Origin of the sequence: Cytobacillus sp. FSL R5-0377 (assembly GCF_038004385.1) — a bacterium.
Lineage (GTDB): Bacteria > Bacillota > Bacilli > Bacillales > Cytobacillaceae > Cytobacillus.
On record NZ_JBBORA010000001.1, the window covers coordinates 1,437,443 to 1,457,893 of the forward strand.

Here is a 20,451-nt window from a genome sequence, read left to right on the forward strand (position 1 = left end):
TAAAAGGGGGATTCACTGAAATGAGCGCTATTAGTTTATTAAAAAAATCAGCCGGCATTGTGCTGGAGAAAAAGAATCTGACAAATGTTACAGCGAGAGTAGGTCTGGTGCTGGACATTTCAGGCTCCATGCGAAAGTTATATAAAAATGGGACTGTTCAGAGGGTTGTGGAGAGAATCTTAGCTGTTGCCAGCCAGTTTGATGATGATGGCTCACTGGATGTTTGGGTGTATGATAATGAATTTTCCAGGCTGAAGCCGGTAACCGAACATGATTTTGAAGGATATGTGGATCAGTATATTTTAAATAATGATCTGATTCACAAATTCGGAAGAAATGATGAGCCTCCGGTAATGGAGGATGTCATTCAGAAATATACCTCTGAAGATCCGAGCAAAGATCCTGCTTTCATTGTTTTCATTAATGATGGCGGCTGCAAAAGAACCATCAAAAAGCCGGTGGTTTCCTCATCCGATAAACCATTGTTCTGGCAGTTTGTCGGGATTGGCGATTCGAACTTTGAGGTATTGGAAAAGTTGGATGAAATGGACGGCCGCTATATTGATAACGCAAATTTTTTCCACATTAAAGATGTAGAGGCCATCTCTGATAACGAACTATATGACCTCCTTCTGAACGAATTTCCGGACTGGCTAAAAGAAGCAAAAGAAAAAAATGTCATTTGATAGAGCAGCAAAAAAGGCGGATTTGATTTATAATCAAGTCCGCCTTTACATATTATTCACGCATTTGCCCTTGCGGCCGCTTTCCCATGCAGCCGATAATAAAAGCCCTCCTGTTTAAGCAGTGAGTCATGTGTTCCTTCCTCAATAATCCGGCCCTCATTGAGAACAAAAATCTTATCGGCATTTTGAATTGTGTTCAAACGGTGGGCAATGACAAAGCTGGTCCTTCCTTTCATCAGCTCCTGAAGAGCATCCTGAATTTTAAGCTCTGTTACTGTATCAATGCTGCTCGTGGCTTCATCCAGAATTAATATGTCCGGGTTGGCCAGAAATGCACGTGCAATGGAAAGAAGCTGCTTTTGCCCCTGGCTAATGCCATTTCCATCCTGGCTCAGCACTGTATCATACTGCTGAGGAAGTTTCATGATAAATGAATGGGCATTAGCAAGCTTAGCTGCCTCCATCACTTCTTTATCTGAAGCTTCCAGCCTGCCGTAGCGAATATTTTCGCGCACAGTGCCACGGAATAGAAAGGAATCCTGCAGGACAAATCCCATATGTTTTCTAAGGCTTTCTTTTTTCACACTGGCGATATCCTCACCATCAATTAAAATACAGCCTGAGTCCCGTTCATAAAACCGGGAGAGCAAATTGATCATGGTGGTCTTTCCTGCACCTGTCGGACCAACGAAAGCAGCGGTCTGGCCTGCTTTGACATGAAGTTTTACGTTTCTTACCGTATTTCCGTCTTCTTCATATGAAAAAGAAACATCCTGAAATTCGACCTCACCTTTTACTTCACCAAGGTCTTTGAGCCTCTCTTCATTTCGGAATTCTTCCTCCTCATCCATGATGTCAAATACCCGCTCAGCTCCTGCAATTGCAGAGAGTAGGGTATTAAATTGGTTTGCCAGGTCATTAAGCGGACGTGTAAATTGCCGGGAATACTCCGTGAACACGACAATTATTCCGATTGAGATCATGCCATTCAGGGCAAAAATCCCCCCTACCCCGGCGATGATGGCAAAGCTCATGTTGTTCAGGACATTCATCAATTTCGGGATAAACCCGGAATAGGTTTGGGCCCAAAATCCAGCCAGCTTAAGTTTTTCCCCTTTTTCCCGGAACTCGGCGATCACCTTCTGTTCCTGTGAAAAGGTCTTGATGATCCTCTGTCCTGATATGGTCTCTTCAATATAACCGTTCAGCTCTCCAAGATTCTTTTGCTGCTCTTTAAATAATCGTCCTGTCCGTGCTGTAATCCACTTCATGCCCAAATACATCAGCGGCACAATGATCAGGGTAATGAGGGTTAGCAAAGGACTTAGCCACAGCATAACAGAGACAGTTCCAATCAGAGTCAGCAGGCTTGAAAACACCTGGATCACTGAACTGTTAAGTGTCGAGCTGACATTTTCAATATCATTTGTTACCCTGCTCATCAGTTCCCCCTGCTGGCGCTTGTCAAAGAACGGAATAGGCAGTTTGTGCAAATGACTAAAAAGCTTTGTTCTCATTGTAAAAACCGTTTCCTGTGCAATGCCGATCATCCAATAATTCTGAAACCAGAGAGCAAGTGAGTTCGTCACATAGATGACTCCGAGCCAGATCAGTAAGGCGATAAATCCATCACTATTTTTTGTGACAATATAATCGTCAATAGCCATTCCGACTAAATATGGGCCAAGCAGCCCCATAGCCGAGCTGATGACCACCATTAATAAAACGAGATATAACAAACCCTTATTAAAGGCTAAATAGGACCAGATTCTTTTGAGTGTAGACCCCATGTTTTCAGACTTAGGCTTTTTCCCTTTAGGAAATTTTCCATTCAGTTCAAGTGGAATCTTTTTGTATTGGAAAGGTTTTATTAGGTGCTTAAGCATAGTCTCTGTTCTCCTCTCCAGACTGGGATTGAAAAATCCGTTTATACAATCCGGATGTCTTAAGAAGATTCTCGTGGTCTCCTTCAGCAAGAAGCATTCCATCTTCAAGCAGCAAGATTCTGTCTGCTTCCATTGCTGTGCTGATTTTCTGTGTAATAATCAATGTTGTACAGGTATACTCTTTCAATGAACTCAGAAGTTTTGCTTCTGTTTTCATATCCAGTGCACTTGTGCTGTCATCAAGAAGAAGGATTTTAGGCTTTCTTACAAGCGCCCTGGCAATGGAAAGACGCTGCTTTTGCCCGCCTGATAAGTTAACACCCTTTTGCCCCACTCTTGTTTCATAGCCCTGCGGAAGCTTCATGATGGTTTCATGTATCTGCGCATTGACAGCTGCTTCAGTAATTTCCTCCATCGTTGCATGTTCTTTGCCCCATGATATATTCTCTTTCACACTGCCTGTAAAAAGCAGGGCTTCCTGAGGAACAAAACCGATTTTCATGCGGAGGTTTTCCATTTTCAGTTCCCTGACATCGTGCCCATCAATTTCTACCTTTCCTCCGGTTACATCATAAAGCCGGGGGATCAGCTGGAACAGAGTGGTTTTTCCGGAGCCTGTTGCACCCAATATCGCCACTGTTTCCCCGGGATGGACGGTAAAGCTGATGCCATCGAGTACCTTCTCTGAAGTTCCGGGATATTTGAAAGAAACATCTTTAAAGTGAATTTCGCCCTGGCTCACAGTTAACTCCTTCATATCAAGAGATTCTGAACGGTCAGTCAAATCCACTTCAGTGTCCAATACTTCTTTTACACGGTTCGCAGAGGCCCTAGCCCTTGAAAACGCCATGATAATCCAGGAAAAAATGGAGAAGGCTGCGGTTATTCTGGTTGCATAGTTCACAATCGCAACAACCTCGCCTACCTTTACATCACCTGAATTTACCTGTATGCTCCCAAACCAAAGGACGCCAAGAATACTAAGATTCATGATGAAAAGCAAAACAGGCATGGTCACTTCCATCAGACGCAATGCTTTGACGGTACTATCTCTGAGATCCTCATTTGTGCGCGTGAAGCGTTTCACTTCATGATTTCTGCGGACAAACGCTTTAATTAGCCGGATCCCCGTCAGGTTCTCCTGCATAACGCTGTTCACAGAGTCGAGCTTTTCCTGGACTGCCTTAAAAAGCGCGCCGCCTTTTCCCATTACCCAAAACAGAAATAGAAAAAGAAAAGGGGCCACAGCTGATAAGATAAGAGCAAGCTTCACATCTACCACAAATGCCATGATAAGTCCGCCGATGATTAAGAGAGGCGCTCTCATCATGATTCGAAGGCTCATAAAAACTGTATTCTGAAGCTGCGTAATATCATTTGTTATACGGGTAATTAAAGAAGAGGTCGGAAATAGATTAAAGTTGGCAAAGGAGAAGGATTGAACCTTATCATATAAGCTTTTCCTTACATCAAAACCAAAGCTCTGGCTGACATGTGCCGCATAAAAAGAATTAATGACCCCAGCGGCAAAAGAAACAAAAGAAGCAGCCAGCATAATGCCTCCCCACTTTACAACCTCCTGAAGATCATTTTGCAAAATGCCTTCATCTATGATTTTTGCCATGAATAATGGCTGAATAAGTTCAACAGCAAGCTCCGTCAGCATTAATGACAGAGCTATGGCCACCGCGATCCGGTAAGGCTTAAGAAATGCTAAAACTTTCGCCATTTGCAGTCCCCCAAGCTGTAATTGCAGTTAATATATGTATTATCATACTTCTAAAATCCTTCGTTAAACTAAATAATCCTATCATTATCATAATCCTTTTTACAAAATTTTTAAATAATTCCATCGAAAAAAATTAAAACGCCTGGAAGAAACCAGGCGTCTATTCTTTTTTATAAATGGGGGCAATCAGCTCAATCCTATTTGTCCAAATGCCTCCTGAATAACCATCAGGCAGCCGCTCCAGATCTTCAGGTCTGTCAAAGCCTTCCGACCAGCTGCCGTCCCCTGCAACCACAATGACTCTTGTGCCTGCATCATCCATTCGGTTCAGAAACTTATTTGGCCATCCCCACAATAGTTTTGTATACGATTCTGGAATATGAACCTGTGTGTTTTTACAGGCTTCTGGCATATAGCCTGTCCATCCCGCTCCTATATATGGAAGAAGGCACTCTTTTAATGTTGCCTTTGACATTACCCGCATCTCGGGCATTTCTTCCTTCAGGGCGGCGATTGGCCTATCCCCTCCATATACAGATAGTTTCTCCAATCTGTCTGGTGGAAGCATGGACAGGTATTCAGCAAGCATGACTCCTTCCTCTGGGTCATTGCTTTTAATATGAATTAAGAGATCTCCTTCCGGAAATTCCTTCATGACTTCATCCAGGCTTGGCATCATTCCGATCCCTTTACCGCGAAACGGATAGGTTTTTCCTTGATCCGCTGTATAGCCGTACCAGATATCAAGCTTTTTTAATTCTTCCATCGTATAATCTCTTGTATTGCCCTTTGCATTTGTCCGGCATTCCAGCCCCCAGTCATGGAACACCGCAAATTGTCCATCCTTTGTAACCTGAATATCCAGTTCGACTATATCTGCACCTTCTTCAAAAGCTGCATCCATGGATGGAATCGTATTCTCAAGAAAAGAATGCTCAGGCTCGTAAATTCGTTCAGCGGTACAGGTTTCCCCGGTGATTCCTTCCATATGAAAGGTCTGTGCCATTCCTCTATGTGCAAGAAGCAGCGGCTCAGCATTTTTTTCTTTTGTAAGCAGAGAGGTGTTGTTTAAAAACATAAATACGCCGAGAACTAATAAAACTATAATTAGCCGTTTTAAGATCTTCATAAACTTTTTCATGTGTCCTCCGAAATATTGTACAAATAATTCTTTTCTCACTAATTTTACCACAATGCTCCATGCAGAAATATAAAAGGCCAAATCAAAGGATTCGGCCTTTTAGGGTCAACTTGATTTACGTCCCAGGTAAGCTTCCATGATACGCGGATCATTCAGAAGCTTCTGTGAGCTTCCTTCAGCAACCATTTTGCCTGTTTCCAGGACATACCCATAATCGGATATTTTAAGTGCCTGCCTTGCATTCTGCTCCACCAATAGAACAGTGGTCCCCGCTTCATTAATTTCTTTAATGATTTTAAAGATGTCAGCTACTATAAGCGGGGCCAGCCCCATTGACGGTTCGTCCAGAAGCAGCAGCTTTGGCTTGCTGAGAATTGCCCTGGCAATGGCCAGCATTTGCTGCTGTCCGCCGGATAATGTTCCGCCAAGCTGCTTCTGCCTTTCTTCAAGAATAGGGAAACGCTCCATTACCTTCTTAATATCCTGGTCAACTTCATTGTCCTTCCGGTGGTATGCCCCCATCTCCAGGTTTTCAAGCACTGTCATTCCGGAAAGGATCTGGCGGCCCTCCGGCACAAGGGCAATCCCTTTGCGAAGCAGCTGGTCCGGCCTGAGCCCCGTTACATTCTCTCCCTGAAATTGAATGCTGCCAGCTTGGGGCTTAAGCATTCCGGAAATGGTCTTCATGGTCGTTGTCTTCCCTGCACCATTTGCGCCCAGGATCGTAACGATACTGCCCTCTTCCACTTCAAGGCTGATGTCTTTAAGAACCTGGATTTTCCCGTAAAAAGCGTTAATCCCATTTACCTTAAGCATACATATCCTCCTCCTCGCTGCCAAGATAGGCTTCGATGACATCAGGATTATTCTGGATTTCAGCAGGTGTGCCTTCAGCAATCTTCTTGCCGAAATTAAGGACGGCAATACGGTCGCATAATTTCATGACAAGCGGCATATCATGCTCAATCAGCAGGACCGTAATGCCCTGTTCCTGAATCTTTTTGATAAGCTGAAATAATTCGCTGGTTTCTGTTTCATTCATACCGGCTGCCGGTTCGTCGAGCAGCAGCAATTTAGGCGAGCTGGCCAGCGCACGGGCAATTTCCAGCCTTCTTTGCTGACCGTATGCAAGGCTGTCTGATACAGTTTCGGCAAATCCCCCCAGCCCCACAAATTCTAATAGCTCATTCGCTCTGCTTCGGATATTCTCCTCTTCTTTACGCTGTGCTTTTGTCCTGAATACACTGCTGAATACACCCGATTTGCTTCGGCAGTGCTCCCCGACCATCACGTTTTCCTCTGCTGTCATCTGAGGAAACAGGCGAATATTCTGGAATGTTCGGCAAATGCCCTTTTTCGTTATCAGATGCGGCTTTAAACCATTGATATTGTCCTCATTAAAGATGATCTCACCTGAGGAAGGAGTAAACATGGATGTAATCAGGTTGAACATCGTGGTCTTACCGGCTCCATTCGGGCCAATAAGCCCAAAGATTTCTCCCTGTTTAATCGAGAATGAGACATCAGAAAGGGCACTCAGCCCGCCAAAGTTTTTACATGCTTTTTTGACTTGCAGCACCATGCTTTTGCCTCCTCTTTGATGTTTTAAGCTTGACCCAGTTTAAAATATTTACATCAATTAATCCCTGCGGTCTGACTGCCATCATAATAATAATGATCAGACCGTAAATCATGTAGCGGTATTCGCTGATAAACCGGAGCACCTCCGGCATTACAGTTAAAAAGAGGGCTCCAAATACCGGTCCCCAGATTACTTCGCTCCCCCCGAAAACAGCGAAAATCAGTATCTCAACAGCACGGTGATAAGCAAAATCGGCAGGACTTATGTACGCAAGAACATGTGCAAACAGTGCACCTGCAAATCCCGCTACCAGGGCCCCCTGCGCAAATGCCAATACCTTATAATACGTGATGTTGATGCCCATTGATTCAGCCGCTTTTTCATCCAGCTTAATCGCTGCGAAAGCCCGTCCTACTCTTGAGCGGTTCTGCCTTCTGAAAAATGCGATGATGCTGATTGTCACCGCTAATAAAATAAGGAAGATTGCCAGAAATACAAATTGGTTATTTTGAAGCCCAAGTATTTTCGGATCAAAGCCCAAGTCTTTTAACGTATTCAATAGCTCTCGGCCCATATGCGGTATGCCTGATAAACCGACAGCTCCCTTTGTCATAGACTCCCAGTTTACAAAAATAACACGGATAACCTCTCCAAACCCGAGGGTAACAATGGCCAGATAAACCCCCTGAAGCCTTAATGTCGGGATTCCGATGAGGATTCCGAATAACCCCGCCAATAAAGTGCCTGCCAGTATTCCCACAATAATAGGAAGGTCAAAATTCAGCGTCAGCAGTGCAGACGTATAGGCACCAATTCCCATAAATCCTGCATTGGCCAGGGAAAGCTGTCCAGTTGATAGAGTAATATAAATACTAACTCCTAATATAATGTTGATTAATATAAAAGAAGCTACCTGTAAATAATATGGATTTATTAATTCTGCAAGCATGAATTCACCTTCTTATGCTGAAATTTTTTGGCCAAACAATCCCTGCGGCCTGATGAGAAGTATGATGATAATGGCTGCAAAAGCGATTGCATCCTTGTATCCTGAATCGCCATAAACAACGACAAAGGTTTCGGCCAGACCAAGGATAAGGCCCCCTGCCATCGCTCCCTTGACATTCCCCATGCCGCCAAGAATGATGATGGCAAGTCCTTTCAGCCCAATGGATAATCCCATCTGCGGCGTTACAGAGTTAAAGGCCATCCCGACTAAGATCCCGGCAATTCCGCCCATCGCCGATGCGATAATAACCGTCATGGTAATGGTTCTTTTCACATCAACACCAAGGAGGCTTGCGGTTTCCAGATTTTCAGCAGTAGCTCTTAAGGCTTTTCCTGCTTTTGTTTTGCCCAGCCAAAAAGAAAGGGCATACATGAGAAGAACAGATATAACAAAGATGACAATTTGCACAAGATATACAGTTATCGAACCGATCTGAAAGCTTATTTCCGCAAAAGAAGCACGGAAAGGATGGTTGCCCGGGCCAAAAATATGGTGGGACAGATTTTCCAGAAGGATCGATACACCAATGGTACTGATCAATGGAGCCAGATGGGATACCCCCTGTTTATTCCGAAGCGGCCTCAGTGCAAATCGCTCAAGCAAATATCCCATAGCAGCCGTTACCGCTATCGCTGCCAGAAAGGCCAGCCAAAGCGGCCCTTTAAATGTAGAAGTGACAACAACACCAATAAAGGCGCCGAACATAAATATTTCTCCGTGTGCCATATTGATAATCCCAAGCACCCCGAAAACCAATGTAAACCCCAGTGCAACGATGGCATAAATGCTGCCAAGGGTAATTCCGTTTATTAATTGTTCGATTAACACGGCATTCACCTGCTTACTAGTAATTTTCTTAAAAGTAAGCTCTGGCACTGAAGGCGCCAGAGCTTCACTTTTGCTGCTTATTAATTAAATTCCTTAAATGCTCCGCCTTCAATAACCAGGACAGTCGGATCCATTACGACATCTCCTTCTTCATCGAAAGAGAACTCTCCAAGAATTCCGTTAAATCCTTTCACCTCAGCCAGGGCATCACGCAGGGCATCACGGTCAGCTTCACCGGCATTCTTCAATGCCTCAGCCATTATGTACAGAGCATCATACGCCTGTGCTGCAAACTGATCCGGTTTTTTGCCATATTCCTTTTCATATTTGCTTACAAATTCCTTGACCTTATCATCTTCTTTTTCGCCATACCATGGAGTTGCCACAATCAGGCCATTTGCTGCATCCCCTGCAATATTGATGACCTCAGGAGAATTGAATCCGTTTCCACCAACAAACGGAACATCAATGCCCATTTTTCTGGCCTGATCCATGATGACCGCCCCTTCATTGTACAGAGCTGAAGCCAGGATAAGGTCGGGCTTTAAACCTTTGATTTTTGTCAGCTGAGCATTATAATCTGATTGGCCTTTTTGGAACGTTTCAGTCGTTAAGATTTCAAGTCCCTTCTCTTCCGCTGCTTTTTTCATTGTGTCATAGCCCGATTTTGTAAAAACATCATCATTCCCATATAGAATTGCTACTTTTTTAGCATCATATTTTTCAATGGCTTTATCTATTGCAGCCGGAATCGCCAATGCTTCAGGAAGCGAGTTGCGGAAGACATAATCCCCAATTTGCGGAATCCCTTCTGCCGTTGTTGAAGTTCCCATGATCGGCACTCCGTTCAGATCGGCTTCAGGTCCAACTACATTCATTTCAGTACTTAAGGTAGGCCCGATAATGCCTGTCACATTCTCCGAATTCATAAGCTTTTGAGCTGCTGTCAATGCCTGATCCTGCTTGCCGGCAGAATCCTCAACTACAAGGTTTATCTTGACTTCACCCTTGCCATTGATTTCTTCCTGTGCAAGCTTTAAGCCATTTGTGATAGCTTCGCCATACGCTGCTCCCGGTCCGCTAATATAAGAAATAACTCCTATATCCGCTTTAACGACACCTCCGCTGCTTTCCCCATCTTCATCCCCTGCAGCCTGATTGCCGCCGCATGCTGAGAGGACAAGCAAACTGGACAATGCTGTAAATTGTGCGAATTTCTTCAACTGCTTTCTCATTTTCTCTAGCCCCCATTTTTCTGAAATAAATAAATATTCAAAACTATATTACTATTTAAATACAAAAGCTTGTCATTGTAAACAATAATATGGAAACTTTTCTTACATACTAAATTGAAGCAGAATATGGAAAATGCAGCCTTTCATTGTCCTCTGTTAACAATAGAAATATAGAATCTTTGTTTTTTATGAACATTGTAGTACCTTGTCACAGAATTGTAAGATTAATCTAAAGATATAACCATTGGAGGTGCCGAAGAAAATGGAAGCGATTACAAGAGACTTTTTCCTATATTTATCTAAAAATAGCTTACTGAACAAAATCGCCCAGAACAAAGGCGGAAGTTTTGCGGCAGGAAAATTAATTGGCGGGGTTGATTTCAAGAGCAGCGTCCGCTTTATCAGGGACCTGAATAATCAAGGACTTTCTGTAACAGTGGACCATTTGGGAGAGTTTGTTGACTCCGTAGAAGTGGCAAACGAACGGACAGAGGAATGTATTTCAACTATTGAAATGATCAGCAAAGAAGGACTGGATTCACAAGTATCTCTAAAGATGACTTCTCTTGGCCTTGACATTGATCATGACCTTGTTGTGAAAAACATGACCAGAATTCTTGATACTGCCGAAAAGCATAAGATCATGGTGACCATCGATATGGAGGATGTTCCGCGCTGCCAGGCAACGATCGATTTGTTTAAACAGTTTAAAGAAAAGTACAGCTGTGTAAGCACCGTTCTTCAGGCCTACTTGTACCGGACTGAAAAAGACCTGGAGGATCTGGGGAAATACCAGCCATTTTTAAGAATGGTAAAAGGTGCTTATAAAGAAGCTCCGGAGCATGCATTTCCAGAGAAGACAGATGTTGATGAAAACTATAAGAAATTAATAGAACAAAGTCTCCTAAACGGAAACTATACGGCAATAGCTTCGCACGATGATCAGATCATCGAGTACACAAAAAAATTAGCGAAGAAACATAACATTTCAAACGATCGCTTTGAGTTTCAAATGCTTTATGGCATGAGGAATAAAACACAGCTGGAGCTGGCAAAGGAAGGCTATAAGATGCGAGTCTATGTGCCATACGGCATGGACTGGTACGGCTATTTCATGAGAAGGCTTGCTGAACGCCCCGCTAATATTGCTTTTGCTTTTAAGGGCATCTTCAAAAAATAATATTTTTCTTCCAAAATATTAAAATATTATTATAATTAAAATAAACTATTCATGATTTCTAGGTATTGAGAAAGCAAACTGCTGCTTTCTCATCACTTATTTTATCTAAATACTTTGTTAAACCAGTAAAAAGGAGGCTAACAAATGGATTATGCATTAATTATTTCTATTACCGTGTATATGATTGGGATGCTTTTGATTGGCTATTTTGCCTATAAACGGACTTCCAATCTTTCAGACTACATGCTCGGAGGACGAACATTGGGTCCTGCGGTAACTGCTTTAAGTGCTGGCGCATCCGATATGAGCGGCTGGCTGCTTATGGGCCTTCCGGGAGCCATGTATGCCACTGGCCTAAGCGCTTCCTGGATTGCAATCGGCTTAACTCTTGGGGCATGGGCGAACTGGCTTTATGTTGCTCCTAGGCTTCGCACGTATACTGAGGTAGCTAATGATTCTATTACTATACCTGGTTATTTAGAAAACCGTTTTGGGGATGCTTCTAAGATCCTGCGCCTGATTTCAGGATTAGTTATCTTAATTTTCTTTACCTTTTATGTGTCATCAGGCATGGTATCAGGAGGCGTCTTATTCCAAAGTACTTTTGGGCTGGATTACCACACAGGTTTATGGATCATTACAGGTGTTGTAGTAGCGTATACACTTTTTGGAGGGTTTCTGGCAGTTAGCTGGACAGACTTTGTTCAAGGTTTGATTATGTTTATTGCCCTCATTCTGGTACCACTTGTAACACTTTTCCATCTAGGAGGATTTGGGCCGGCAATTGATACTGCAAAAACAATCAATCCAGCTTTCCTCGATATTTTTAAAGGGACAAGTCTATTAGGAATCGTATCCCTTTTTGCATGGGGTCTTGGCTATTTTGGACAGCCTCATATTATCGTCCGATTTATGGCTATCAGTTCGGTTAAGGAAATCAAGAAGGCTACCCGAATTGGGATGGGCTGGATGATTTTCTCGAGTATTGGAGCTATGCTGACTGGTTTTGTCGGAATCGCCTATGTGGCTAATACAGGCATTTCAATAGAGGACCCTGAAACCATTTTCATTCTTCTTGGTGAAGTATTATTCCACCCGATCATTACCGGCTTTTTAATCTCGGCCATTCTTGCAGCTATCATGAGTACGATCTCATCGCAGCTGCTTGTTACATCAAGTTCATTAACGGAAGATTTATATAAAACATTCTTCCGCCGCTCAGCGACAGATAAAGAATTAGTTACAATTGGAAGATTATCTGTATTGCTGGTCTCTGTTATTGCATTGATAATCTCATGGGAGAAAAATGAAACGATTCTGGACCTTGTAGGGTATGCATGGGCTGGTTTTGGATCAGCTTTCGGACCGCTTATCATTCTCAGCTTATATTGGAAGCGGATGACAAGATGGGGAGCATTAGCCGGAATGATTGTTGGTGCCAGCACTGTCATCATTTGGTCACAAGCAGGATTATCTGATGTCCTTTATGAGATGATTCCAGGCTTCGCTGCCAGCTTAATCGCTATCATAGTGGTCAGCCTGCTAACTGCAAAACCATCGGCAGAAATCGAACAACAATTTACAGACTTTGAAAAATCCTTAAAATAATCTAAGCTTATCAGGACTTGGCTAGAAAAATGCCAGGTCCTTTTTCTATCGACAAAATTCGGGTGGTGCCTGTCACTGTTTTTCACTATAATAAGAAAAGCAATAAATAGGAGGTAGCTTAATGAGCCAGCCGCTGGAGAAAATCCTTAGTTTGACTGATATTGATGAAATCACAGAAATGGTCAGCACTTTTTTAAAGAAGCCAGTTGTCATCGAGGATGAGCAATTCTCGCTGCTGGCCTATAGCTCGTATTATATAGAACATTTTGATTTGGCAAACCAGCAGACTATTTTCTCGAAGAGATGGCCCATTCCTATTTTAGAGAAATTTATGGATGAAGGCATTGTTGATCAATTAAAGACTATTTCTGAACCATTCAGAATTAAGAAAATGGAAGAAATCGGTCTTAACCAGCGAGCAGTTGTAAGCGCTAAATATAAAGATCAGATACTTGGATTTATTTGGGTTCAGGAGTTGGATGGCTGTCTGTCAGAAAGCGATATGAAATTTCTGCATGACGTTTCTTTTCATATCGGTAAGCTGCTATATCAGGAAAACCTGAAAAAGCTTCGCAAAGAAGAAGAAAAGCATCAATTTTATCAAAAGATTATTGACCGGACCTATCAGACGGAAGATCAGATAAAATGGGAGGCTGCTAATGTTAAAATCATCCTCCCTGAGGCCTTTATCATTAATGTATTTACGGTCGTCCAGGGAGATGAAGAGCTGTTTGCGGAATTATCTGAAACTGTTCGGCTGTTCGCAAATGCTCTCAGCCATCCTTCTCACATTTTTACGAATCAGCATGAGATCATCGTTATGATTGGCAGCAGCTCTCCTGCACCCGGCAGCCTTTCAGAAGACGCACACGAATTAACCAACACGGTTCTAAGCCAATTCAGACAGCAGACTGTGTATGCGGGAATTGGAGGAGAATATGCCTCCATCCTAAAACTTCGCAAAAGCTATAGAGAGGCCCTGGAAGTTATTAAAGCCGCCAAATTCATTGGCTCACCTGAAGAACTGCCTTATGAATATAAAAAGCTCTGGGTATTCCGTTACCTGGAACCGATCGCCCAGCATAACAGCCAGACTAATTATGTAAACGAAGACCTGATGAAGCTGCAGAAAAAAGACCTGGAGAGCCAAACCAGCCTGCTAAAGACACTTGAAGTATATTTATTGAACAACTGCCGCCTTAAGCCGACAGCTGAACAGCTTTTCATCCATACCAATACATTAAAATACCGGATGAAACAAATTACTGATTTAACATCCATTGATTTTGATGACTTTAATACAAGGTGCCAGCTTTATATTGATTTACAGCTGCTTAAGCGGAAGAAATAGAATATGGGGGCGGCTGGCCGAGGGGATATTTACAATAGGATGTTTTGTTAGAGCGGTCTTGGTGACCGTCTTCTATTGTGTTTCCTCTTTTTCGGCTTCATGTAGCGATTATGGCGACCGTTTTTACCTGTGCTCCCTTTTTTTCGGCTTCATGAAGCGGTCATGGCGACCGTTTTCTTCTGCGCTTCCTTTTTTTCGGCTTTATGAAGCGGTCATGGCGACCGTTTTTACCTGCGCTCCTTTTTTTCGGCCTCATGAAGTGATTATGGCGACCGTTTTTACCTGCGCTTCCTTTTTTTCGGCTTCATGAAGCGATTATGACGACTGTTTTCTTCTGCGCTCCTTTTTTTTCGGCTTCATGAAGTGATTATGACGACTGTTTTCTTCTGCGCTCCTTTTTTTTCGGCTTCATGAAGTGATTATGGCGACCGCTTTTACCTGCGCTTCCTTTTTTTCGGCTTCATGAAGCGATTATGGCGACCGCTTTTACCTGCGCTTCCTTTTTTTCGGCTTCATGAAGCGGTCATGGCGACCGTTTTTACCTGCGCTCCTTTTTTTCGGCTTCATGAAGTGATTATGGCGACCGTTTTCTTCTCCGCTCCCTTTTTTTCGGCCTCATGAAGCGGTCATGGCGACCGTTTTCTTCTGCGCTCCCTTTTTTCGGCTTTATGAAGCGATTATGCGACCGTTTTTACCTGCGCTTCCTTTTTTCGCTTCCTTTTTTCGGCTTCATGAAGTGATTATGGCGACCGTTTTCTTCTCCGCTCCCTTTTTTCGGCTTTATGAAGCGATTATGGCGACCGTTTTTACCTGCGCTTCCTTTTTTCGGCTTCATGAAGCGATTATGGCGACCGTTTTTTCTGCGCTCCCTTTTTTCGGCTTTATGAAGCGATTATGGCGACCGACCGCTTCCTTTTTTTTACCTGGCGACCGCTTTTACCTCCTTTTTTCGGCTTCATGAAGCGGTCATGGCGACCGTTTTCTTCTGCGCTTCCTTTTTTCGGCTTTATTAAGCGATTATGGCGACCGTTTTTACCTGCGCTTCCTTTTTTTCGGCCTCATGAAGCAGCCATGGCGACCGTTTTTACCTGCGCTTCCTTTTTTTCGGCTTCATGAAGCGGTCATGGCGACCGTTTTCTTCTGCGCTCCCTTTTTTTCGGCTTTATAAGCGATTATGGCGACCGTTTTTACCTGCGCTTCCTTTTTTTCGGCCTCATGAACCGGCCATGGCGACCGTTTTCTTCTGTGCTTCCTTTTTTTCGGCTTCATGTAGCGATTATGACGACTGTTTTCTTCTGCGCTTCCTTTTTTCGGCTTCATGAAGCAGCCATGGCGACCGTTTTTACCTGCGCTTCCTTTTTTTCGGCTTCATGTAGCGCTCTAGGCGACCGATTCCCATGCGTTCACTAGTCTATCAAGGGCTATGACGCCGCTTATTTTTAGTTCTATTGGATAATCGGTATCTATCCAATCTCTTGACACTGTTTATTACTAGTTTGGTTCAGCTTCGTACCTCTTTTTCCATCACCAGCTTCTAAACTTCCCAGGATTTTCAACTCTGATAGAAACAACCTCCCCGCAGCTTAAACAAAAACGATAGATTTTTAACGATCCGGCGGAGAGTTTTTTATTTAATGGTTTGATTGCCATAAAGTCGGTGCCTTCTGCAAAATCTGTTCCTTCACATCTTGGGCATTCTTTAACATGGTTCACTTTCATCAGCTCCCTTCACCTTATATACACAGTACAATTGTAAAAGTTCCAAAAAAAATGCCTGCCCCTTTCCAGGGAACAGGCATTTTATCGTTCTTCTTTTTCCGGCTTGAATAAAAAATAGGAGATAACCCCTGATAATAGTGCTGCACCGACTGCTATCAACAAACGGATCATCAGGTCTATCTGCTGATAATCCTTATTCAGCATCCACATGGCAGCTCCGGCTACCAGTATCATAATGGGAGTAACAATAATCATTCTATTTTTCAAGATCTTTTACATCCTTTCGTGCACGTGCTAATCATATCTATTATAAAAGAATTATACAAAAATAGATAATAACATCCCCTAGTGCAACCCCTTCCAATTTTCATAATTATTAAACCTTATTTTTTTCCTCTCATTCCCTTTACAAAGGGGCTCGATGGGCTTTATAATCCCGTTGTTCCACTTTTTACGGATCTCGAAAAAACACACTATAAAAAAGGAGGTTGCGGCGATGCGGCAAAAACTGTTTTCTTTTATAATGATCAACCTGGGAGCTTTCCTGGTTTCGATAAATGTCCATTTTTTCTTATCCCCCAATAATTTAGCAACTGGAGGGGTCAGCGGATTGTCGATTATCATGAATGATTTATTCCCGGATTTCTCGATCGGTACTTTCATGATTCTTGTCAATTTAATTTTGTTTGCAGTTGGGTTTGCATTTCTTGGGTCTGGTTTTGGGGCAAAAACCATTTATGCAAGCTTTGCTTTGTCCTTTTATGTATGGGCGCTTGAGAGGTTCGCCCCGATGGCTCAGCCGCTAAGCGATGACTTGCTTATTCAGCTGATTATTGGGCAATGCATCGCCGCAACCGGCATGGCTATTGTGTTTAACCAGCAGGCCTCCACTGGCGGTACAGATATCATCGCTATGATATTTAATAAATATTTAAATATTGAAGTTGGCAGAGGAGTGCTTCTGGCTGATTTAGCCATTGCCCTGTCTTCTGCCGTGCTTTTCGGCCCGCAAGTCGGGATGTATGCATTTTTTGGAGTCATTATTAATGGGTTTGTAATTGATTATGCACTTCAGCAATTCAATTCAAACAAAGAAATAGTGATTATCAGCCACCACAGTGATGAGATTAAAACCTATATTGTTCATGAACTGGGAAAGGGCGCAACCATTCACACGGCAACCGGTGCCTTCACTTCAGATAAAAAAGAAGTCATTACGACTATCCTGGGAAGAAAAGATTTTACAAAGCTGAAAAGCTATATTACTCAGGTTGATAATAAAGCATTTATCACTGTTCACACAATGAATGAAATTCTCGGCCAAAACTTTAAACGGCTGGCTTAATATTAAAAGCTTCATCCGCCATGGATGAAGCTTTTTTCATGAAATATTATTCTCCTTCCGGAGAAAATGTCCGCTTTGCCAATTCAGCTTCCAGCATGAAGAATGCATTGCTGTCATTATCGATACGCCTTAATTTCTGAATTAAGCTGTCGAACAGAGCCTCTTCCTCCACTTGTTCTTCGATAAACCATTTCAAAAAGGTCATTGTCGCATGCTCCCTCTCATCCAAAGCAATATCGGATAATTTGTAGATTCGGCTGGTGACTTCTTTTTCATGAGCCAGCCCTTTTTCAAATACATCCAAAACAGAGCTGAAATCATTATTGACCAGAGGGAACCCTTCAACAGTCACCCTCGCACCTATATCATTTAAAAATTGATAGAATTTCATGGCATGAAAACGCTCTTCCTCCGCCTGAACCAAAAAGAAATTGGCGAATCCATCCAAATTTTCGGCAGAGCAGTAGGCCGCCATGGCTAAATAGGCATGTGCAGAATAAAATTCATAATTCATTTGGCTATTCAATTCTTGTATCAGTTTCTCGCTTAGCATCAAAATCCCTCCTATTATTTTTTTCCCCTTTTAAGGACACATCAAGCAGAAAACCTTAAAAATAATAAAATTCAATCGATTTTTAAAGGATTTAACCGTCTTTCCAGCCGGTTTTAAAACGGACTCTTGTGGAAAAAGGGTAAAAAAGGAGGCGTTAGCATGAAGGTGATTGTAATCGGTGCCAATGGAGATGTTGGTGAGCAGGTAATCAGGAAGCTCGCGGAAAGGAAGCATGAAGCTCTTGCTGTTGCTGCAAATGAAAACCAAATTGAAGATCTGGTCAAGCTGGGAGCAGCAGAGGCAATTGTTTATGACGAAGAAGAGCTTATCCCCTATCTTCAGGCATCAGATGCTGTGATTTATTTAACAGGCGTCAATCCTAAAAAACATACAGGCAAGACAGTTATGGTTGATCACCAATCTATATCGGATATCATCCGATTGGCGCAAAAAACAAATGTCAGGAGATTTGTGATGTTGAGTGCAGTTAAAGCAGAGGAACGCGAAACAGACCGTTCACGCAAAATTGCAGCGAAGGATCTTCCAGAGGATATGCTTAAAGCTGCCAATTTAGTGTACACTGTGATCCGAATTGGCCAATTAACGGACAATCCCGGGAACGGAACCATTACCCTGTCAGAGAAAATCCATGATCGAAGTGCAGAGATCCCGCGCGAGGATGCTGCTGAGGTTCTGGTGGAGTCCCTTGATAAAGAAGCGGTCTTTCATACAATCATTGAAGCAGCTTCTGGAGATACCCCTATCAGCACGGCTCTAAGCAAGTTCTATTAGAAGGAGGGATAAAATGAGTTTAACAGATTACCTTGTCATTGCATTATTTGTATTTATCTCATTGGTTATTTTTATACCTGTCATTCTATTTATCTATTGGTATATAAAAGATGACAGGCAGAAGCAGCACTCCATTCTGAGGAACTTCCCTGTAATTGGGAAGGTGCGGTACTTCACAGAAAATGTGGGCCCTGAGCTAAGACAATACCTGTTCAATAATGATACAGAAGGCAAGCCTTTTTCCAGAAAGGAATATCAGGATGTTGTCAAAGCCGGCAAATACAAGGAAAGATTAATAGGCTTCGGTTCAATAAGAGATTTTGATGAAGAAGGCTTTTATATACGAAATACCTTGTTCCCCAAACTGGTGGATGAAATGAAGGTGGATAATACAAGGAAAATCAACACACGTGTTTATAAGGTCGATGGGGATAATCTCTTTACAAGAAAGGAGCACAGCGAAGAAAAATTGGCTGATCCCTACTATCTTCGGGATGAAGATGCGATTGTGCTGGGAGAAAAAAGCTGCCGTCAGCCGTTCAGGGTTAAAGGTCTTGTGGGACAATCGGCTATGAGCTATGGATCCCTTGGTGAAAAAGCTATCACTGCCCTTTCCAAAGGACTTGGCCTTGCTGGAGGAACCTGGATGAATACTGGTGAAGGCGGCCTGTCACAGTATCATTTGGCCGGCAGCCCGGACATCATTATGCAAATCGGGCCTGATATGTTCGGTGTCCGAAAGCCCAACGGGGAATTCTCATGGGAAGAATTTAAAAGGAAAAGTGAAATACCCGAGGTCAAGGCCTTTGAACTAAAGCTTGCGCAAGGCGCGAAAACCCGCGGCGGTCATGTAGAAGGCGAAAAAGTAACCGAAGAAATCGCGAGTATTCGGCTTGTTGAAGTCGGTAAAACCATTAACAGTCCAAACCGTTTCTATGAATTTGATGATGTCCCTTCCTTGTTCGACTTTATAGAGGAGCTTCGGAGTGTTGGCGGAAAACCTGTTGGAATGAAAATTGTCGTAGGTGACCTGGATGCTCTTGAAAATATGATTTCCTATATGAAGGAAAGCGGCAAAGGCCCTGATTTCATTACAGTGGATGGCGGTGAAGGCGGAACCGGTGCCACTTATCAGGAGCTAGCAGACAGTGTGGGACTCCCTATCCAGTCTGCGCTTACGGTTGTAGATGAAATGCTGAGAGGGTATGGGGTACGGGACCGTGTAAAAATTATCGCTTCCGGTAAATTAATCACTCCAGATAAAATTGCGATTGCCCTTGCGATGGGAGCAGACCTGGTCAATATTGCCCGCGGTTTTATGATCAGCGTCGGCTGTATTATGGCTGGAGTCTGCCATACCAATCACTGCCCGGCAGGGGTGGCGACAACCGACAAAAAGCTTCAGGATGGATTGATCGTGGAGGAAAAGCATTTCCGAGTCTGCAACTATGTCATTTCTCTCAGAGAAGGGTTATACAATCTGGCGGCTGCTGCAGGAATTGATAACCCCACCCAATTTGAAAGAAAACATATTGTCCATAAAGATAAATTTGGGAGAGTCTCTCCCATCGAAGATATCCTGCATGCAGCCAAACGCGCACAGCTGCAGAAAGAAAATTGAACAAATGGAGGCCCGGTCCTGGATGGCCCGGGTTTTTCTAAGCAATAAGATTTACCAGCAACACCTTTTTCTTACATAAAAACAGGACTATCGTGTTATTTTGAGGTTATCATTCGAAATCCCCCGTCAATAAAGGTATAATCTAATTTGGGAAAAAAATAGATACCTAGAAAAAGTGTTTACATA

The 20,451-nt window shown here is 43.0% G+C and carries 20 protein-coding genes; 8 read left to right on the plus strand and 12 right to left on the minus strand.

Annotated features, from left to right (window positions below; all coding sequences use genetic code 11):
• Nucleotides 1-20: 20 nt before the first annotated feature.
• Complete coding sequence (locus NSQ49_RS07250; protein ID WP_159861917.1) at nt 21-686, plus strand: vWA domain-containing protein; 666 nt, start codon at nt 21-23, stop codon at nt 684-686.
• Nucleotides 687-742: 56 nt separating this feature from the next.
• Here the strand turns inward: NSQ49_RS07250 and NSQ49_RS07255 are convergent, their stop codons facing one another.
• The 8 genes from NSQ49_RS07255 to NSQ49_RS07290 all read right to left on the minus strand — a co-directional run bounded on the left by NSQ49_RS07255 (nt 743) and on the right by NSQ49_RS07290 (nt 10,096).
• Complete coding sequence (locus NSQ49_RS07255; protein WP_251283186.1) at nt 743-2,572, minus strand: ABC transporter ATP-binding protein; 1,830 nt, start codon at nt 2,570-2,572, stop codon at nt 743-745.
• Entirely contained in the window at nt 2,565-4,301 is a 1,737-nt protein-coding gene (locus tag NSQ49_RS07260; protein ID WP_159861919.1) for an ABC transporter ATP-binding protein, read from the minus strand. The genes NSQ49_RS07255 and NSQ49_RS07260 overlap by 8 nt, the downstream gene beginning before the upstream one ends.
• Nucleotides 4,302-4,461: 160 nt before the next feature.
• The gene (locus NSQ49_RS07265; protein WP_251283187.1) at nt 4,462-5,442 is read right to left on the minus strand and encodes a glycerophosphodiester phosphodiesterase family protein; all 981 of its coding nucleotides are present in this window, start codon (nt 5,440-5,442) and stop codon (nt 4,462-4,464) included.
• A gap of 105 nt (nt 5,443-5,547) precedes the next feature.
• Nucleotides 5,548-6,258, minus strand: coding sequence for an ABC transporter ATP-binding protein (locus NSQ49_RS07270; protein ID WP_159861921.1), 711 nt, complete (start codon nt 6,256-6,258; stop codon nt 5,548-5,550).
• Nucleotides 6,251-7,024 (minus strand): ABC transporter ATP-binding protein, encoded by a 774-nt coding sequence (locus tag NSQ49_RS07275; protein WP_095244463.1) that lies wholly within the window; start codon nt 7,022-7,024, stop codon nt 6,251-6,253. The genes NSQ49_RS07270 and NSQ49_RS07275 overlap by 8 nt, the downstream gene beginning before the upstream one ends.
• Nucleotides 6,996-7,973, minus strand: coding sequence for a branched-chain amino acid ABC transporter permease (locus tag NSQ49_RS07280; RefSeq protein ID WP_159861922.1), 978 nt, complete (start codon nt 7,971-7,973; stop codon nt 6,996-6,998). The genes NSQ49_RS07275 and NSQ49_RS07280 overlap by 29 nt, the downstream gene beginning before the upstream one ends.
• Before the next feature lie 12 nt (nt 7,974-7,985).
• Nucleotides 7,986-8,861 carry a branched-chain amino acid ABC transporter permease gene (locus NSQ49_RS07285; RefSeq protein ID WP_048011758.1) on the minus strand — a complete coding sequence of 292 codons (876 nt, stop codon included), beginning with the start codon at nt 8,859-8,861 and terminating at the stop codon, nt 7,986-7,988.
• Between the two features lie 80 nt (nt 8,862-8,941).
• A complete protein-coding gene (locus NSQ49_RS07290; RefSeq protein ID WP_251283188.1) occupies nt 8,942-10,096 on the minus strand; it encodes an ABC transporter substrate-binding protein in 1,155 nt (384 codons plus the stop codon).
• Nucleotides 10,097-10,358: 262 nt separating this feature from the next.
• On the opposite strand from NSQ49_RS07290, the gene NSQ49_RS07295 reads away from it, so the two are divergent.
• The 4 genes from NSQ49_RS07295 (at nt 10,359) to NSQ49_RS07310 (ending at nt 15,196) form a co-directional block, all read left to right on the plus strand.
• The gene (locus NSQ49_RS07295; RefSeq protein WP_251283189.1) at nt 10,359-11,276 is read left to right on the plus strand and encodes a proline dehydrogenase family protein; all 918 of its coding nucleotides are present in this window, start codon (nt 10,359-10,361) and stop codon (nt 11,274-11,276) included.
• Between the two features lie 144 nt (nt 11,277-11,420).
• A complete protein-coding gene (gene putP, locus NSQ49_RS07300) occupies nt 11,421-12,884 on the plus strand; it encodes a sodium/proline symporter PutP (RefSeq protein ID WP_159861925.1) in 1,464 nt (487 codons plus the stop codon).
• Between the two features lie 121 nt (nt 12,885-13,005).
• Nucleotides 13,006-14,235, plus strand: a complete 1,230-nt coding sequence (locus NSQ49_RS07305; protein ID WP_159861926.1) for a PucR family transcriptional regulator — start codon at nt 13,006-13,008, stop codon at nt 14,233-14,235.
• Nucleotides 14,236-14,863: 628 nt separating this feature from the next.
• A complete protein-coding gene (locus NSQ49_RS07310) occupies nt 14,864-15,196 on the plus strand; it encodes a hypothetical protein (RefSeq protein WP_341070607.1) in 333 nt (110 codons plus the stop codon).
• A gap of 149 nt (nt 15,197-15,345) precedes the next feature.
• On the opposite strand, the gene NSQ49_RS07315 is transcribed toward NSQ49_RS07310, so the two are convergent.
• The 3 genes from NSQ49_RS07315 to NSQ49_RS07325 all read right to left on the minus strand — a co-directional run bounded on the left by NSQ49_RS07315 (nt 15,346) and on the right by NSQ49_RS07325 (nt 16,221).
• Complete coding sequence (locus tag NSQ49_RS07315; RefSeq protein WP_251283190.1) at nt 15,346-15,555, minus strand: hypothetical protein; 210 nt, start codon at nt 15,553-15,555, stop codon at nt 15,346-15,348.
• Between the two features lie 204 nt (nt 15,556-15,759).
• Entirely contained in the window at nt 15,760-15,954 is a 195-nt protein-coding gene (locus tag NSQ49_RS07320) for a hypothetical protein (protein ID WP_201306443.1), read from the minus strand.
• 81 nt (nt 15,955-16,035) lie between these two features.
• Nucleotides 16,036-16,221: a histidine kinase gene (locus NSQ49_RS07325; RefSeq protein WP_159861928.1), complete on the minus strand. Its 186-nt coding sequence runs from the start codon at nt 16,219-16,221 to the stop codon at nt 16,036-16,038.
• A gap of 229 nt (nt 16,222-16,450) precedes the next feature.
• Here NSQ49_RS07325 and NSQ49_RS07330 point away from each other — a divergent pair, with 229 nt between their 5' ends.
• Nucleotides 16,451-17,299, plus strand: a complete 849-nt coding sequence (locus NSQ49_RS07330; protein WP_159861929.1) for a YitT family protein — start codon at nt 16,451-16,453, stop codon at nt 17,297-17,299.
• Nucleotides 17,300-17,345: 46 nt separating this feature from the next.
• Here the strand turns inward: NSQ49_RS07330 and NSQ49_RS07335 are convergent, their stop codons facing one another.
• A complete protein-coding gene (locus NSQ49_RS07335; RefSeq protein WP_159861930.1) occupies nt 17,346-17,852 on the minus strand; it encodes a ferritin in 507 nt (168 codons plus the stop codon).
• A 159-nt stretch (nt 17,853-18,011) separates the two neighbouring features.
• Here NSQ49_RS07335 and NSQ49_RS07340 point away from each other — a divergent pair, with 159 nt between their 5' ends.
• Together NSQ49_RS07340 and NSQ49_RS07345 are read left to right on the plus strand one after the other, a co-directional pair.
• Nucleotides 18,012-18,644, plus strand: coding sequence for an NAD(P)H-binding protein (locus tag NSQ49_RS07340; RefSeq protein ID WP_251283191.1), 633 nt, complete (start codon nt 18,012-18,014; stop codon nt 18,642-18,644).
• Between the two features lie 13 nt (nt 18,645-18,657).
• Nucleotides 18,658-20,265, plus strand: a complete 1,608-nt coding sequence (locus NSQ49_RS07345; protein WP_251283192.1) for an FMN-binding glutamate synthase family protein — start codon at nt 18,658-18,660, stop codon at nt 20,263-20,265.
• Nucleotides 20,266-20,451: the final 186 nt, after the last annotated feature.